Source organism: Lysinibacillus sp. FSL M8-0134 (assembly GCF_038069745.1).
Taxonomy (GTDB): Bacteria; Bacillota; Bacilli; order Bacillales_A; family Planococcaceae; genus Lysinibacillus; species Lysinibacillus irui.
The window spans coordinates 3,701,668-3,717,211 of the sequence record NZ_JBBPAJ010000001.1 but is presented as its reverse complement, the minus strand read 5'-3'; the positions used below and the strand labels follow the sequence as shown (position 1 = coordinate 3,717,211).

18 protein-coding genes are annotated in these 15,544 nt (G+C 38.8%); 11 read left to right on the top strand and 7 right to left on the bottom strand.

Going from position 1 to position 15,544, the window contains the following annotated elements; translation table 11 throughout:
* Positions 1-15: 15 nt before the first annotated feature.
* Positions 16-1,101, top strand: a complete 1,086-nt coding sequence (locus tag MKY49_RS18925; protein ID WP_322611140.1) for an S-layer homology domain-containing protein — start codon at positions 16-18, stop codon at positions 1,099-1,101.
* Positions 1,102-1,137: 36 nt separating this feature from the next.
* Here MKY49_RS18925 and MKY49_RS18920 read toward each other — a convergent pair whose 3' ends face one another.
* Positions 1,138-1,884, bottom strand: a complete 747-nt coding sequence (locus MKY49_RS18920; RefSeq protein WP_341386851.1) for an arylamine N-acetyltransferase family protein — start codon at positions 1,882-1,884, stop codon at positions 1,138-1,140.
* A gap of 186 nt (positions 1,885-2,070) precedes the next feature.
* Here MKY49_RS18920 and nagB point away from each other — a divergent pair, with 186 nt between their 5' ends.
* The 3 genes from nagB to MKY49_RS18905 all read left to right on the top strand — a co-directional run bounded on the left by nagB (position 2,071) and on the right by MKY49_RS18905 (position 4,465).
* Positions 2,071-2,784: a glucosamine-6-phosphate deaminase gene (gene nagB / locus MKY49_RS18915; RefSeq protein WP_274794476.1), complete on the top strand. Its 714-nt coding sequence runs from the start codon at positions 2,071-2,073 to the stop codon at positions 2,782-2,784.
* A gap of 363 nt (positions 2,785-3,147) precedes the next feature.
* Entirely contained in the window at positions 3,148-4,053 is a 906-nt protein-coding gene (locus MKY49_RS18910; protein ID WP_341386850.1) for a S66 peptidase family protein, read from the top strand.
* A gap of 13 nt (positions 4,054-4,066) precedes the next feature.
* Positions 4,067-4,465, top strand: coding sequence for a cytidine deaminase (locus MKY49_RS18905; RefSeq protein WP_341386849.1), 399 nt, complete (start codon positions 4,067-4,069; stop codon positions 4,463-4,465).
* 45 nt (positions 4,466-4,510) lie between these two features.
* Here MKY49_RS18905 and MKY49_RS18900 read toward each other — a convergent pair whose 3' ends face one another.
* The 3 genes from MKY49_RS18900 to MKY49_RS18890 all read right to left on the bottom strand — a co-directional run bounded on the left by MKY49_RS18900 (position 4,511) and on the right by MKY49_RS18890 (position 7,615).
* Positions 4,511-6,097 carry a catalase gene (locus MKY49_RS18900; RefSeq protein ID WP_274794473.1) on the bottom strand — a complete coding sequence of 529 codons (1,587 nt, stop codon included), beginning with the start codon at positions 6,095-6,097 and terminating at the stop codon, positions 4,511-4,513.
* A gap of 303 nt (positions 6,098-6,400) precedes the next feature.
* The gene (locus MKY49_RS18895; RefSeq protein WP_274794472.1) at positions 6,401-6,910 is read right to left on the bottom strand and encodes a hypothetical protein; all 510 of its coding nucleotides are present in this window, start codon (positions 6,908-6,910) and stop codon (positions 6,401-6,403) included.
* Positions 6,911-6,925: 15 nt separating this feature from the next.
* The gene (locus MKY49_RS18890; RefSeq protein ID WP_341386848.1) at positions 6,926-7,615 is read right to left on the bottom strand and encodes a B3/B4 domain-containing protein; all 690 of its coding nucleotides are present in this window, start codon (positions 7,613-7,615) and stop codon (positions 6,926-6,928) included.
* A 59-nt stretch (positions 7,616-7,674) separates the two neighbouring features.
* On the opposite strand from MKY49_RS18890, the gene queG reads away from it, so the two are divergent.
* The 3 genes from queG (at position 7,675) to trmL (ending at position 9,798) form a co-directional block, all read left to right on the top strand.
* Positions 7,675-8,805: a tRNA epoxyqueuosine(34) reductase QueG gene (gene queG, locus MKY49_RS18885; protein ID WP_312507328.1), complete on the top strand. Its 1,131-nt coding sequence runs from the start codon at positions 7,675-7,677 to the stop codon at positions 8,803-8,805.
* Between the two features lie 240 nt (positions 8,806-9,045).
* Positions 9,046-9,249: a hypothetical protein gene (locus MKY49_RS18880; RefSeq protein WP_341386847.1), complete on the top strand. Its 204-nt coding sequence runs from the start codon at positions 9,046-9,048 to the stop codon at positions 9,247-9,249.
* A gap of 75 nt (positions 9,250-9,324) precedes the next feature.
* Positions 9,325-9,798, top strand: a complete 474-nt coding sequence (gene trmL / locus MKY49_RS18875) for a tRNA (uridine(34)/cytosine(34)/5-carboxymethylaminomethyluridine(34)-2'-O)-methyltransferase TrmL (protein WP_312507327.1) — start codon at positions 9,325-9,327, stop codon at positions 9,796-9,798.
* A gap of 71 nt (positions 9,799-9,869) precedes the next feature.
* On the opposite strand, the gene MKY49_RS18870 is transcribed toward trmL, so the two are convergent.
* Entirely contained in the window at positions 9,870-10,715 is an 846-nt protein-coding gene (locus MKY49_RS18870) for a VOC family protein (RefSeq protein WP_274794467.1), read from the bottom strand.
* 390 nt (positions 10,716-11,105) lie between these two features.
* Between MKY49_RS18870 and MKY49_RS18865 the strand changes: the two genes are divergently transcribed.
* Positions 11,106-11,276, top strand: coding sequence for a hypothetical protein (locus MKY49_RS18865; protein ID WP_274794466.1), 171 nt, complete (start codon positions 11,106-11,108; stop codon positions 11,274-11,276).
* A gap of 76 nt (positions 11,277-11,352) precedes the next feature.
* A complete protein-coding gene (locus MKY49_RS18860) occupies positions 11,353-12,183 on the top strand; it encodes an aldo/keto reductase (protein ID WP_274794464.1) in 831 nt (276 codons plus the stop codon).
* A 46-nt stretch (positions 12,184-12,229) separates the two neighbouring features.
* On the opposite strand, the gene MKY49_RS18855 is transcribed toward MKY49_RS18860, so the two are convergent.
* Together MKY49_RS18855 and MKY49_RS18850 are read right to left on the bottom strand one after the other, a co-directional pair.
* Entirely contained in the window at positions 12,230-13,069 is an 840-nt protein-coding gene (locus MKY49_RS18855; RefSeq protein ID WP_274794463.1) for an RluA family pseudouridine synthase, read from the bottom strand.
* A 56-nt stretch (positions 13,070-13,125) separates the two neighbouring features.
* Positions 13,126-13,551: a disulfide formation protein C gene (locus MKY49_RS18850; protein ID WP_274794462.1), complete on the bottom strand. Its 426-nt coding sequence runs from the start codon at positions 13,549-13,551 to the stop codon at positions 13,126-13,128.
* Between the two features lie 188 nt (positions 13,552-13,739).
* On the opposite strand from MKY49_RS18850, the gene MKY49_RS18845 reads away from it, so the two are divergent.
* Both MKY49_RS18845 and MKY49_RS18840 read left to right on the top strand, forming a co-directional pair.
* Positions 13,740-14,855, top strand: coding sequence for a GAF domain-containing sensor histidine kinase (locus MKY49_RS18845; protein WP_274794461.1), 1,116 nt, complete (start codon positions 13,740-13,742; stop codon positions 14,853-14,855).
* A 12-nt stretch (positions 14,856-14,867) separates the two neighbouring features.
* Complete coding sequence (locus tag MKY49_RS18840; protein ID WP_274794460.1) at positions 14,868-15,515, top strand: response regulator; 648 nt, start codon at positions 14,868-14,870, stop codon at positions 15,513-15,515.
* Positions 15,516-15,544: the final 29 nt, after the last annotated feature.

The following is a 15,544-nucleotide window of genomic DNA, read 5'->3' as shown; positions in this document are numbered from 1 at the left end:
TGGAGGAGGAATGACATGAAAAACCTATTGAAAATAGTATGTTTAATCCTGATAACTATTGGCATGTTACCTAAGGAAGCAAAGGCGGCTAGTTTTATAGATATAGCTGATGATACATTGATGACAGAAATTGATTATTTGGTGGAGCAGGATATTATAAAAGGCTACTCCAAAACCTTATTCAAACCGAATGAAAATGTTACAAAAGCACAGGTAGCTGTAATGTTAACTCGTGCTTTGGGTTTAAATACAATTAATGTAGAAAATCCAAACTTTCAGGATGTAACGACAGCGCATAAGTATTATAAAGAAATAGCTGCAGTAGAAAATAAGGGTATTTTTGATTCAGCTGATAAATTTAATCCAGATTCAATGATTACCAGGGGACAAATGGCTATTGTGCTGCAACGGGCTTTCCAATTAAAAGGCACCGATTCCTATTATTTTTCAGATGTAACGGAACAGACACCAGGGTATAAGGAAATTTTAGCACTGGCTCATAATCATTTAGTAAGGGGCTATGAGGATGGGTCATTTCAGCCAAATAAACCTGTTACACGAGCCCATTTCTCAGCGTTTTTGGCACGAGCGATGACCCTGGCTAGACCTAACCTATTAAAAGATCCTACTTTTGTTTATACGTATGCCTATTATTCTTTAAATGATCATAAACGTTATACGTTAAACTACCAGTATCATCATCATGACGGTAAAAATGATGTATGGACGGTTCAAAATTTAAGTTCAGCTCAAACATTTCCTAATGAGCTGTTGTATGGTCATGATCGTATATATGGTCAGGCTATTGCTGATAAGGCTAACACACATTACGACTTATATTTGGAACTACCTCTTAGAATAGGTGTCATGTTACATGAAGATGATCCTGGAGTTTCGTCTGGTGTACGAGTGACAGTTAAAACAACTAACGGTACTGTTCAGGCGGGTGATGTGCAATATTCAGGTGTGATAATACTTGAAGAAAAATCAATTTATAGTGATGTAGTAAAAACTTATTATTTTGTCGATGAGATTGGTTTAGTCAAAGAGCTACACAATGATATTGTCGTTTACGAGTTACTTAATCGTACAATGAAATAAACAGAAAGCAAGCCTCCTTTTTAAAGTGGGCTTGCTTTAAGCATGTAAAGTTATATGAAAAAACCGCTGAAGTGCTTGTAGCCATTCCTTATCATTCTGTGTTGTATAGGTTGTTAAGGAGGATCCTTCATAGATTCTAAATTCGTTGTTCATCATAGTATGACGTCCATGAGCCGTTCGAATCATAGCAATTTTATTTTTTTGCTTAGAGAGTCTGGGAGCAAACATAGCATCATTTGCATCGTCACGAAAACTATAGAGCAAACGCCAGTTTTGTTTTGCTTGCTCGAAAAGCATCCAACCATTTATTTCATCCCGTTCTACTTTATATAACTCACGGCCTTCACGGTGTTGATGTCCTGCAATTAAAGGTACAGGCTTACAGGGGGCTAAAGCACCTACACCCACATCTGATATATAGGATTGTCCAGCGTCATTTACTAATAAAAGCTGATGCATGGGAATCTCTTCTACAGGAGTGTTTTCTGCCACGTTGCGCCAAAATTGAGCATAGCGATTGGTTACGGAAAAGCCAAGCTCCCGTAAGAGCCAACTAAATAAAATATTGAGTTCAAAGCAATTTCCGCCACGCCGATTAATAATTATTTTTTGAAATAAATCAGGAATAGCGAAGGAGATACCACGGTTCAAGGCCACATCTAAATTTTCATAGGGAATGGTCAACAGATGCTTAGTTTGGAGCTTTCCAAGTAATTGGATGGTTGGCTCCAAAGATCCTTGAAATTGAATTTGCTGTAAATATAGCTGAATCTGTGAATTCATAAAATCGCCTCACTTCCATACTAATAACATAACCGAAACAGCCTAAGATTACACGCATAATATTAACAAGGAAATGATAGAAAAATAGTTATATAACTAGTAAAATTAATATATTAGCTACTATAAAGTGAAATATTTTACATTTTAGTTAATAATAATGAAGGTAAGGTAGGTATGGTAAGCATAATGAAATGGATAGAAGTGAATACATATGAGGAAATGAGCGAAGTTGCCGCGAATATTTTCTCCAAACAAATACAAGAGAAGCCTGATAGCATTTTAGGATTAGCAACAGGCGGTTCACCTGTAGGCATGTATAAGGAATTAGTGAAACGACATCAAGCAGATCGTTTATCATTTAAGAATATTCAAACGTTTAACTTGGATGAATATGTCGGTCTTGAACAAACTAGTCCTGCAAGCTACTGGACATTTATGCATGAGAATTTATTTAATTTTGTGGATATACAGCCGGAGAATATTCATTTGCCAAATGGTAAGACAGCAGATTTAACTGCTGAGTGTGTAGCTTATGATGAGCGAATTAAAGAAGCAGGGGGAATAGATTTACAGCTTTTAGGAATCGGGGTAAATGGACATATAGGTTTTAATGAGCCTGGTACTCCGTTTGATTCTATGACCAATATTGTAGAATTAACTGAGTCTACAAGAACAGAAAATGCTATTTATTTTAATGATCCTTCTGAAGTACCAACACATGCAATTACAATGGGGATTCAATCCATTATGAAGGCCAAAGAAATTGTCCTTATTGCCTTTGGGGAAAAGAAACTTGATGCTATTGAAAAATTAAAAAGTGGTCATGTGACGGAAGAATTCCCTGCAAGTCAATTATTAAACCATCCAAATGTTACAATTATCTTTGGTGGAACAAAATAAACATAATAAGCAAGGACTTCTTATGATTGAGGTCTTTGCTTTTTGTTTTTTTCTGGAAAATACACTACTAACGACTTAGCTTAAAGTAGATAACACTGGTTTCTGAGCGCCTTCGCACTACTTTGGAGCGGATCGCACCCGTTTTTGAGCGTTTTCCCCTTAGCTAAGAGCGATTCTCTTCTCTTATTGAGCGTCTTCATTCCATCTAGGAGCGGATTTCATGCTACTATGAGCGGGTTCACCTAATCTTGGAGCAAACCTCGTGCATCAATAGAGCAGAAGATATCATTACCTTTCAGGAGACTATTCAATGCTTGCAGAGTATTGGTATGCTAGAATTAGGAAAACAGAGGAGGGATTGTGTTGAAAAGTACCGTACCACATTTAGAAAAGGGAGATCTAGTTGGTGTTGTTGCCCTTTCAAGTGTTGTAGAACCTGAAAAGCTAGGGGAAGCATTAGCATTTTTAGATGAATTGGGTCTTCGCTATATTATCGGTGATACGATCCATGCCAAACATGATTATTTGGCTGGGGATGATGAGACGAGATTAAGTGACCTGCATGAAATGGTGAAAAATCCGGAGGTCAAAGCAATCTTTTGTGCAAAGGGGGGCTACGGCTCTGCACGAATAGCTGAAAAAATTGATTATGCTTTATTAGAAGAAAATCCTAAAATATTTTGGGGGTTTTCAGATCTTACATATTTACATTGTGCGATAAATGAGTATGCTCATCTAGTGACATTTCACGGACCAATGTTGATGTCAGCTAGTAAGATAGATGATTTATCGAAGAAAATGTTCTTACAATTATTTTCTCCGATCGAAATTCAGTATACAGAGGCGATCTCTCCCTTAACAACGATTGCTGGTGGTGTGGCACGAGGTGAAATGATCGGAGGTAATCTCAATCGTCTTGTCAGCACATTAGGAACTAAATTTGAAGTGCAAACAGAGGGCCGTATTTTATTAATAGAGGAAACGGGGGAAACGATCTCAGGAATTGATTCGATGCTTCAGCAATTAAAACAAGCAAGAAAGTTAGAACAGCTCGCAGGTGTTGTCATTGGCTCATTTACACAGACAAAATCTGATGAAACGGCATTACATCTATTAATGAAGGAATATTTTGGGGATTTAGGCATTCCAGTTGTGGCTGGCTTTAAGATTGGACATGAAACAACGAATATTGCCATCCCGTTCGGAGTAGATGCTATTTTAGATGCGCAGGAAAAGGTGTTGCGGATTTTACCTGGCGTGCATGAATGAGAGGGGGATGAAGATGGCTATTGAAAAAGTACTCTATGAGGCTGCAATAGCATTAGCAGAAAAAAGATACCCCTCTGGATGGGGAGGAGCTGCAGCGTTATATACCGAAAATGGACAGATTTTAACAAGTGTTGCACCAGAGGTAATCAATGCAGCTACTGAACTATGTATGGAAACAGGTGCTATACTAGAGGCACATAAATTTAATGTAAAGGTTACGCATTCGATTTGTGTAGCTCGAGAAAATGAAAAATTAGAGTTTGTAGTGCTTACACCATGTGGGGTTTGCCAGGAAAGACTTTTTTATTGGGGAGAGAATGTCAAAGCAGCCATTACCAACCCAGATGGTGAATTACTATTTAAATCATTGAAAGAAATACAGCCCTATCATTGGTATAGAGCATATCAATAATACAAAAAAGACATTACAAAAAATGTAATGTCTTTTTTTGCTTTCTTAATAAGGCTCAGCATCATGACCTTTATTTATTGCATCTTGAGGCGCTTGATTGCCATCAATATTGCCAAGTGGCTTAGAAGTAGAGGAATGTTCTCTGGCCTTTTGTAATCCTTCTTTTAGTAAGCGTCCATATTCTTCATCCGCTTCTTCCGCAAGAGCTATCATGGCGTTTTGAATATCTTCATGACAGACAGCTAAGTCACGAATTAAATTTTCAAGAAGCTCATCACGTTCCCATTGCTCAAAGTTACGGTAGGTTTCACCTGCTTGCTTCGTATTACTTTGACGATCAATCGATTCTCGAACAAGATTTCCTTCTACATAAGGTGTATATTCCTTGCCTGTCTGTGTGGCTTCCTTTAAACCATTCAACATGGATGGTTCATAATTAATATGTGGATTTTGACCAGGTGCCAAATCACGCTTATACATCATTTGCCCACCATGTTGATTGGTTGCAACCCGTTTTTTAGGTGCGTTAATCGGTAATTGCAAATAGTTGGCTCCTACACGATGACGCTGTGTATCGGAATAAGAGAAAGTACGACCTTGCAACATTTTATCATCCGAAAAATCTAAGCCATCGACAAGTACCCCTGTGCCGAAAGTAGCTTGTTCCACCTCTGCAAAATAATCTTCAGGATTTTTATTTAACACCATTTTGCCGACCGGATACCATGGGAATTGATCGTTTGGCCAAAGCTTTGTATCATCCAATGGATCAAAATCAAGCTCAGGATGTGGGCCGTCCTCCATAATTTGCACATGTAGCTCCCATTCAGGATATTCCCCACGTTCAATCGCGTCATACAAATCCTGTGTGGCATGATTGAAATTCTTCTTTTGAATTTCTTCTGCTTCCTTTTGTGTTAAATTTTTAATACCTTGAAGCGGTTCCCAATGGTATTTAACGAGTACTGCTTTCCCCTCATTATTAACCCACTTATACGTATTAACGCCAGAGCCTTGCATCATCCGATAGTTAGCTGGAATGCCCCAAGGGGAGTACACAAAAGTGACCATATGGAATGTTTCTGGCGAGCTCGCACAAAAATCAAAGAAACGTTCAACATTCTGTATATTCGTAATAGGATCAGGCTTAAAAGCATGAATCATGTCTGGAAATTTAATGGCATCGCGAATGAAGAAAATCTTTAAATTATTGCCTACCAAATCCCAGTTTCCATCCTCTGTATAAAACTTAACCGCAAAGCCTCGAGGGTCACGTAATGTTTCGGGGGAGTGTCCACCATGTATAACGGTTGAGAAACGTACAAAGACAGGCGTTTTCTTCCCTTTTTCCTGAAAGACTTTGGCACGTGTATATTTAGAAATCGGATCGTCACCAACAACACCATACGTTTCAAAATAGCCATGTGCCCCTGCACCACGAGCATGGACAACTCGCTCTGGAACTCTTTCACGGTCAAAGTGACTCAGTTTCTCTAGAAAATCATAATTTTCAAGAGTTGCTGGACCACGATTACCGATTGTTCTTAGGTTTTGGTTGTTTGTAATCGGATGACCCTGTCGATTTGTCAGTGTTGTATCTTGCTCATGGGTTGAATCATTTTGCTTTGTCATAGTATGACCCCTTTCCTATAGATACTTCCATTTTGTCCTTGAATGGGGCAAACTAGACATTAAAATCTAAGCCTATTGTGTGAGCCAATAAAAAAGCTCTCCTTACATAAATGTAGGAGAGCTTCGGATGGCGTTTTCAAACGGAATCAAGTTGTTTTGAGTATGGCTTTTGCCTATGGTTGGTCATTAGTCATCGGTCATACAGTAACAGGTCACTTGGAATTGGTTTAAACTAAGTTAGCAGAAAAAGCTAATTTGAAAACAGCACATCCAACCTCGGTTTGGAGTCTCACCGCCCCGAGTCTAGAAATAACGAGAGTCATCAAAATTAATTTGTATACTATAATTTTTCGAATTAATAAGATTGGATAATTTATGTGCATCTTTTTCAAGTTTAATCGCACGTTCTCGATAGTCGTCGGGTTCATACATGGCGATTTCGTATAACAACGCATTTTCACCATAGCCAAATCGGACACTTTCTTTTTCACGCATGCTGAATTCTTTACAAAGTTCAGCCTCGGCACGGAGCTGTGTTGCTAGTTCAATGGCTTCCACCAGAGCTAGTTTTTGCCCTTTAAAATCTACTGAGTTTTGGATATTCGCTTCATATACTAAACGATCTAATGTGCGTGCATCTAAACGAACCTGTGCTAATTCAGCTTCAATTAGCGGCATCGCACGATAACTTGTTTTAGGAGCTTGTCCTTTTTCTACTGTTACAAAAGCACTGCGATGTAATTCACTCACAAGTTCTTGAGTTTTCTTTCCTAATATACTTTTTAATTTAACAGCTTCTGCAAGGTTAATCACGAAAACACGTCCTTTTTATAGTGTTGTAGATGGTGCATCGTTAGACAAGAGAGCGATTTGATAGTCACCGCCATGAATTTGATTAAACATTTTTCCTGCTGACATAAGAAGGTCGTTTGCAGCTTCATTTGTTAAGGATGGTCGAAGATAAAATAGCTGTAACGCCTCAGTTGTTTCTTCTGTAACAGCTGTACGTGTAGAATCTACGAAAGGTGAACCAAATGCACCTACCTCATCACGACTGTAGAGAATATTTTTTAATGTATTAAAACGACCATTTAAACCTTCGTAGCTAACTTCTTCATGACCTAAAGTAATTTCTACAAACTCTTTGATTTTCGAGACATCATATAGACCAATTGGCATTTCGTATTGGAGAGAGAAAAAATTATTCAAATCAACACCTGAATGAAGAGGTGTTAAATAATTTTGTTTACTAATTCGGCGCATTAAGCTTTCTGCTGAGTGACGATAACGGTTTGGATCAGCACCGAGTTTTTTCCATAGCTTTCGCCATTCAGCAATACCCTCTAGCTGAGTAACAGGATGATCCTGCAATTCTAAATAAAGGTTTTCCTGATACAATTGCATTCTACCTTTAATCATTTGAGGGGATTCTGCAACGACAATTTTGGTATAATGAATAATGCCGATTTTTAGCTCGGGATGTTGTGCTAATAGAGATTGGTTAATGGAAATTTCCAAAGAACTTCACCTACTTTATCTATTTCTACTATTGTACCATGTAAGGAGTTGGAAATAAAATGAACTTAGATGACCTACAACGTGACTTTGTGGCATATGCCATGTCCATTGGCGTTGATAAAATAGGTTTTACCACAGCAGCTCCCTTTACAGAACTTAAAAACAGACTGCGTCGTCAGCAGGAGCTAGGCTATCAGTCTGGCTTTGAAGAAAGTGATATTGAAAAACGTACCGAACCCCTTCAATTATTGAATGAAGCAGAGAGCATTGTCGCAATAGCAGTTGCCTATCCATCACGTATGGAAAATGCACCTACTGGTAAAAGAGGGGCAAGGCGAGGAATTTTCTGCCGTGCTTCATGGGGTGTCGATTATCATACAGCATTACGTGAACGTTTAAAGCTATTATCTAATTGGCTTGAGGAACGTGTGGAGGGTGTACGTATCGAATCAATGGTTGATACGGGTGCTCTTGTAGATCGTGCAGTAGCAGAACGTGCAGGCATTGGCTGGAGCGGTAAAAACTGCTCGATTATAACGCCAGAGTTTGGCTCTTATGTATATTTGGGTGAGCTCATCACAAACATTCCGTTTGCACCTGATAAGCCAATGGAGGATGAATGTGGAGATTGCCGTTTGTGCTTGGATGTATGTCCAACGGGCGCATTAATCGAAGGAGGACAATTAAATGCCCAGCGCTGCATCGCCTTTCTAACCCAGACAAAGGGAACATTGCCAGATGAGTTTCGTAGTCATATCGGTAATCGTTTATATGGCTGTGATACATGCCAAACAGTTTGCCCAAAAAATAAAGGGAAAATCAATTGGATACATGAAGAATTCAAACCAGATCCAGAACTTGCTAAGCCACTACTGACACCGCTCTTAACCATTTCAAATCGAGAGTTTAAGACAAAGTTTGGCCACGTATCAGGTTCCTGGCGGGGCAAAAAGCCCATTCAACGCAATGCCATTTTGGCACTTGCTCATTTTAAAGAAGAAGCCGCCATACCGGATTTAATCGGCCTACTAAAAAACGATGATCGTCCAGTCATCCGGGGCACCGCAGCATGGGCTTTAGGAAAGATAGGTGGAGAACAGGCCAAAGTCGCCTTAGAAGAAGCGGATCTTATAGAGCAGGACGAAAATGTGCTTGCTGAAATTAACAAAGGATTGCAGTTTTTTCAGTAATGAGGTCGATTTTCTCTACTAAATTATAGAGGGGGTCACTTTAGAGGAGTAGCAACCGCTCCAGGTGGGTGTGGCGGTTCCAAATGCAGTGATAACCGCTCAAGTGGATGAGAAAGTGCTCCAAAAGAGAATAGTACCGCTCAAAGTGGGAAGGAAGTCGCTCCAAAAAAGGCTGGAACCGCTCAAAACAGAGGTGAGGTCGCTCCAAAAGAGATGGCAACCGCTCAAAGAGTGATGGAAGTGGCTCCAAAAAAGGTGGTAACCGCTCCGAAAGTGAGTGAAGTCGCTCCAAAAGAGGCGGCAACCGCTCCAAAAGTGAGTGAAGTCGCTCGAAAAGAGATGGCAACCGCTCCAAAAGCGGGTAAAATTGCTCCAAAAGAGCCGAGCCCCGCTCAAAGCAAAGGGGAAGTCGCTCCTATGCAGGCAAAACCGCTCCAAAAGTGAGAGTTGCCCTCTAAATGAGTTTCGCAGTCCTCTTAAACCGATTTAAAGAAATTCTTAATAAGGAAGTGTACCGTTATGCCATTGCATATCGTTTTGTATCAACCAGAAATACCAGCCAATACAGGGAACATTGCTCGCACCTGTGCAGGCACTCATACATCATTACATTTAATTCGTCCACTTGGCTTTTCGACGGATGATAAAATGCTTAAACGTGCGGGCTTAGATTATTGGCATAGTGTTAATGTGGTCTATCATGACTCACTTGATGATTTTATAGAATACTCTAAAAATGGAGATGTATATTTAATCGAAACATATAGTGAAGAGCCATTTACGACACATGATTTTAGTGATCAAAACCGAGATATTTACTTTATGTTCGGAAAAGAAACAACAGGTTTGCCAAAGGACTTTGCTTATGAACGTCGAGATATGTGTTTACGTATTCCGCAAAGTGAGCATGTCCGTTCTCTTAATTTATCTAATACGGCTGCTATTGTAATTTATGAGGCATTACGTCAACAAGGATATCCAGGATTACATTAAAAAAGCAATTCTCTATATAGGGCTGCCCATGAATAGGCAACTTATATGTGAGAATTGCTTTTTACATATGATTAAAATTTCAATAATACAACATTCCCTGAAGGGTCTTCAGTTTGGAACCCACCGTCAATATCTATGACAGGTGCACCCATTGCACGTAAGTTTGCTTTCATAGAAGATGCTTGTTCTTCATTGTCTAAACGTAGCGAGAATGTCTTTAGGCCCACTTGATTTTCGCCAAGCTTTGGAGCATTTTCAGAATGCCAAGTATTTAAACCGATATGATGGTGATATCGACCTGTAGAAATAAATAATGCTTGTGTGCCATAGCGTGAGACAATATCGTAACCTAAGCCCTTTGTATAAAATTGCTCAGTCTCTGCTAAGTTGGAGACAGATAAATGAATATGTCCCATTACTGTTCCTTCTGGAAGACCACTCCAGTTTCCATTGCCCTCTTCTAAGATTGATTGAATATTTAATGGCTCCGTTACCATATGCACTTGATCGACATACCATGTCCATTCACTTTCAGGTCGATCCACATAAACCTCAATGCCATTATGGTCAGGATCATTTAAATAAAGTGCTTCACTCACAGCGTGGTCGGAAGCTCCAAGATATACGCCTTTTTCATGAAAATGAGTAATAATATTTGCTAAATCACGACGGGTTGGTAATAGTAGAGCAAAGTGATAAAGGCCAGTAGTCATACGTTGCTTTTCTTCTACTGTTTCAGGTTGAACAATTGTCAATAAAGCTGTACGTCCATCTGCTGTTAACGTAGCTTTATGTGATTCTTGGTGTAAAACTTTGAAGCCAATGACATCTTGATAATATGTTAAAGAGCGTTGTAGATCACTTACTTTTAATTCAACATTTGTGACATAAGTATTCGGTTTTTCATGAAAATGCATGTGGATACCTCCGGTTAGTTATCTTTTTTTATCTAGTTACTTTATGTAAGTTAGTTTATTTTAAAAATAAAGGAAAGTCAAGTAATTATATTGTTCCATAAAAAAAGAAAATCACTAAGCATTTTTCTATGCTTAGTGATTTTCTTGAGGTTTTATTTATCAGCTTTGTAGTCGCCTTCGTAACCAGCAGTGAAAATAGCAGATAAGAAAGCAATTGTTACACCAAGAATTAATAATAATTTCATGGAAGTACCCTCCTCATGTTTATAAAGACATCTCTTTTTAGTATAGCCTATCTATTATAAAAATGAAACGACATAGCTGAATAAAATATGTCAGAAATGGTTCAAACATATCGATATAGGGAAAACTATAAATGAGGTGATCATTATGGAAAAAAAGGTGCCAAACATTGAAAATGGTACGATGGCAAGAGATATGAAGGAATTAAAAGATTTAGGAAAGCAGATGGAGCATTTACGAGACGGTCTGGAGTTGGCAGAGGATGAGCGTATTGCTGATCCTATACAATTGGAAGATGTTGAATTAAAGAAAGAGTAGTGTTATGAAACCTTCTTTATTTTTCTTAAATCCAATATTGTATAATGGTACTAGGAAAAGAAAGGGGTTGTAGTTCTTGCATTTACAATCAACAAAAACATTATCTAATGGTGTAGAAATGCCTCGCTTCGGCTTAGGGGTTTATAAAATGACAGAACGTGAAGAGACATTACAGGCCATCGACAAAGCATTAAAATTTGGTTATCGAGCGATTGATACAGCATCATTGTATGGTAATGAAGTAGAAGTAGGAGAAGCCATTCGTCATTCAGGTATTCGACGTGAAGATATTTTTGTGACGACTAAAGTATGGAATAATGACCAAGGATATGACGCAACATTACGTGCTTTTGAGGTTTCACTCAAGAAATTAAATATGGATTACTTAGATTTATATTTAACACATTGGGCTGTCCCAGAAACATTTGAAGAAACATATCGCGCGATTGAACGCCTATATGACGAAAAACTAATTCGTGCAACGGGTGTATCAAATCATCATGAGCACCATTTAGAGAAAATATTGGCTAAGGCAAATACCGCTCCGATGGTTAATCAGGTGGAGGTACATCCTTATTTACAGCAACAAGCATTAAGTGCATTTTGCAGTGAACACCAAATTGCGGTTACTGCTTGGTCACCGCTAGGTCGTGGAGGCGTACTTACTGATTCTACCATTGTTGAAATAGGGAAAGAAATCGGTAAAACGCCTGCTCAGGTAGTGCTACGTTGGCATTTACAAAATGATACACTTGTTATACCTAAATCAGTGACTCCGAGCCGAATTGAGGAAAATGCAGAGATTTTTGACTTTGCATTAACACAGGAACAAATGGAGAAGATGGCAACATTAAATCGCAATCAGCGATTTGGGCAAGATCCTGATCATTTTAAATTTGATTTCTAATAAGTAAAAATCCCGCTCTCAGAGGAGAGAAGCGGGATTTTTTTGATTATTGCTCGTCCTTAACGATAATTCGTTGATTTAAAAATGGATGTTCAAATTCTAATTGAATGGCATGGAGCTCATAGTCACCGCTTGCCGTTTCTCGTGCGCCGTACATTGTATCGCCGATAATCGGATGGCCGATATAGGCTAAATGAACACGTATTTGATGTGTACGTCCAGTTTCAAGAATCAGATGGACAACACAGGAATTTTTGTAGCGAGCCACAACTTCATAGTGAGTTACAGCATGCTGACCAGTTTTGGACACAACACGTCTTGTAGCATGATGTCGGTCTTTGCCAATTGGCTCAGAAATAGTTCCAGTGGAAGACCTTAAATTTCCTTGGACTTCTGCAGCATACGTACGAATAATAGATTTTTCCTCAATCATCCGATCAAAAATAGATTTTGCTAAAGGATGCTTTGCTACAAGCAGTAACCCTTGTGTTCCTTTATCGAGACGATGGACATGCTCTGCATAAATGCCACCATGTTCTTTTATGTGTGCCATAACATGGTTCATACAAGTATGCGTATCACGTTCATCATTAGGGTGTGTTGCCATACCTTTTGGCTTCGATACGATTAAACAATGGTCATCTTCATAGACAACGTCAATAGCACAAACAGGTGTTGGTTTGTAGCTAGATGTTGGAATAGGAAACGTAATTTTGATTATCGTTCCTGTCTGTAAAGGTGTATTCCATTGAATAAGCTCATCATTTGCTAATGTGATTGCTTTAGCCATACGTAATTCATGGACTAGCTTTTTCCCAAGCCTCCACTGATTACGCAATAGCTCTTCAATAGTTAAGTTATCTTCATTCATTTCATAAAGAAACATAGATTGTATCCTCCGATGAAAAGACCGTATTCCAATGGTAGAACACGGTCTTTCGATTATTTTGCAGCTTTAGCAGCCTTTATTATATAAAAGCTTGCCCCTGCGATTAAAATAAATGCAGTTAATGCTAGAAACGGAATAGTAATAAATCCTAACCAGTTAATATATTGTCCTGTACAAGAAACCGCGCCACAGGAAGGAGCATTATCAGCTAAAAAGCTAAGCTTTTGAATGCCGTAATGGTATAGTGAAATACAGCCTCCGATGACAGAAAAAACGGCCGTTGTGACAGCGATGCGAGCATTTTTTTGAATAAATGCTACAGTTGTCATAATGACAATTGGGTACATAAAAATACGTTGAATCCAACATAATTTACAAGGCTCATAGTGACGAATTTCGGAAAAGTATAATGAACCTAATGTCGCTACTGCAGAAACAATCCAAATAAATAATAAGCCATTTTCCTCTTTTTTAGACATTTCCAATCTTCCCTTCATAAAACCATGTACTTGTACGATTATAGATGTTCTAGTTTTATATGTAAATCAACTTACGCAAAATAAGGTATGCCTTTAATTTCAGTCTAAAGTATGAATGACGGAAGCAGACGACTCTAACTCCTTAATGGTATCATTAGTAGTAGTAATGCTAAAGAAGAGGTGTTTTCGTGAGGGAGAATGAGCATTCCAATATCGGTATTTTAAAAGAAATTGCTGAACTATTAAATGAAGAAACTGAAATTGTCACAATGCTAAAAGGTGCACTCATCAAATTTTTAAATGGCACCAAATTTGAAACAGGTTGGATTTTTTTTATTGATGCAAAGGGGCGCTCTGAGCTTGTTGTCCATGAAAATTTACCAGAAGCATTGGAATATAAAAATTGTCATTATTTAAATAAGGGTGGCTGTTGGTGTGTCTCCCGTTATCGCAATGAGGAACTGAAAAAAGCTTCAAATATTATCGAGTGTCAACGTATTGAAAGTGCTATCGCAGCAAATGTTGGAGACCATGAAGGGATTACACATCATGCCACAGTACCCCTGCAATCTGGACAAGAACGTTTTGGGGTGTTAAATGTTGCATCGAAGGACACTGTACGTTTTTCAGAGGAAGATCTTGCCTTACTAGAATCGGTGGCATTTCAGATGGGGTCGGCGATTAAACGAATTTTATTAACAAAACAAGAGCAAGAAATGGCCCTTGTGAAGGAACGGAACCGTCTAGCGCGTGATTTACATGATTCTGTCAATCAACTTCTATTCTCCGTAACATTAACAGCGAGAGCTGGTATTGAAATGACAGAGGACCATGAGGTGAAAGAAACCTTTAAAGAGATTCAGCACTTAACACAAGATGCCCTAACAGAGATGCGTGCGTTGATTTGGCAATTGCGCCCTAAGGGATTAGAAAATGGTTTACTTGAAGCCATAAAGGTATATGCTGAAATGCTAGGATTAAAATTACATGTTACGGTGTCAGGTGTACTACAATTCCCCTCACGTATTGAAGAAACATTATTTCGAGTAGCTCAAGAAGCATTAAATAATGTGCGTCGCCATGCTGGTGTGCTAGAAGCAGCATTATATATTACTGTGACACCTACAGATATTTTATTGGTTATTCGTGATGAGGGACGGGGATTTGTAATCGACAATAATATAAAGTTGCTGTCAATGGGCTTACAATCTATAAAAGATCGTGCTAAATCAGTGGGTGGCACCGCTGACTGGGTAAGTGAAATAGGCAAAGGTACGGAGCTGCTAATCCGCTTACCATATTAAGGGGGAGAGGACATGATACGAGTATTAATTGCAGACGATCATCATGTGGTACGTCGTGGACTTTTGTTTTTCTTAAAGACACAAAAAGATATTGAGGTTGTCGGAGAGGCGAAAAATGGACTTGAAGCTGTATCATTAGCAGAAAGTATCCAACCAGATATTATCTTAATGGATTTAGTCATGCCAGAAATGGATGGCATTCAGGCAACTAAACGCATCAAAGCCAAATATCCACAAATAGAAATTTTAATGCTCACTAGCTTTTCTGATCGAGATCATGTTGTTCCAGCAATGGAGGCGGGAGCAGCTGGCTATCAGTTAAAAGATATTGAGCCAGATGAATTAGTATTATCCATTCGACGTATAATGCGTGGCGAAAATACATTGCATCCAGATGCAACCACAACGCTTGAAATGGACCGACAAGAATCACAAAATGCACCACATTTATTAAATCCGTTAACACCTCGCGAGCAAGATGTGCTAGCAGAGCTTACAAAAGGAAAGAGTAATCGAGAAATAGCATCCTCACTTTTTGTTACTGAAAAAACGGTTAAAACGCATATTTCAAATATCTTTACAAAGCTACAAGTGCAAGACCGTACACAGGCTGCGCTCTATGCAGTGAAGCATGGCCTAACAGAGGGTAGTGGCACTTAAAGACGTACAGCAAATATAAGTTGATAATT

Excerpts from the sequence above, each read along its gene's own strand:
- MKY49_RS18925 (WP_322611140.1), top strand. The coding sequence starts at position 16 with ATGAAAAACCTATTGAAAATAGTATGTTTAATCCTGATAACTATTGGC.
- MKY49_RS18920 (WP_341386851.1), bottom strand. The coding sequence starts at position 1,884 with ATGAATTCACAGATTCAGCTATATTTACAGCAAATTCAATTTCAAGGA.
- nagB (WP_274794476.1), top strand. The coding sequence starts at position 2,071 with ATGAAATGGATAGAAGTGAATACATATGAGGAAATGAGCGAAGTTGCC.
- MKY49_RS18905 (WP_341386849.1), top strand. The coding sequence starts at position 4,067 with ATGGCTATTGAAAAAGTACTCTATGAGGCTGCAATAGCATTAGCAGAA.
- MKY49_RS18900 (WP_274794473.1), bottom strand. The coding sequence starts at position 6,097 with ATGACAAAGCAAAATGATTCAACCCATGAGCAAGATACAACACTGACA.
- queG (WP_312507328.1), top strand. The coding sequence starts at position 7,675 with ATGAACTTAGATGACCTACAACGTGACTTTGTGGCATATGCCATGTCC.
- trmL (WP_312507327.1), top strand. The coding sequence starts at position 9,325 with ATGCCATTGCATATCGTTTTGTATCAACCAGAAATACCAGCCAATACA.
- MKY49_RS18870 (WP_274794467.1), bottom strand. The coding sequence starts at position 10,715 with ATGCATTTTCATGAAAAACCGAATACTTATGTCACAAATGTTGAATTA.
- MKY49_RS18865 (WP_274794466.1), top strand. The coding sequence starts at position 11,106 with ATGGAAAAAAAGGTGCCAAACATTGAAAATGGTACGATGGCAAGAGAT.
- MKY49_RS18855 (WP_274794463.1), bottom strand. The coding sequence starts at position 13,069 with ATGTTTCTTTATGAAATGAATGAAGATAACTTAACTATTGAAGAGCTA.
- MKY49_RS18850 (WP_274794462.1), bottom strand. The coding sequence starts at position 13,551 with ATGTCTAAAAAAGAGGAAAATGGCTTATTATTTATTTGGATTGTTTCT.
- MKY49_RS18840 (WP_274794460.1), top strand. The coding sequence starts at position 14,868 with ATGATACGAGTATTAATTGCAGACGATCATCATGTGGTACGTCGTGGA.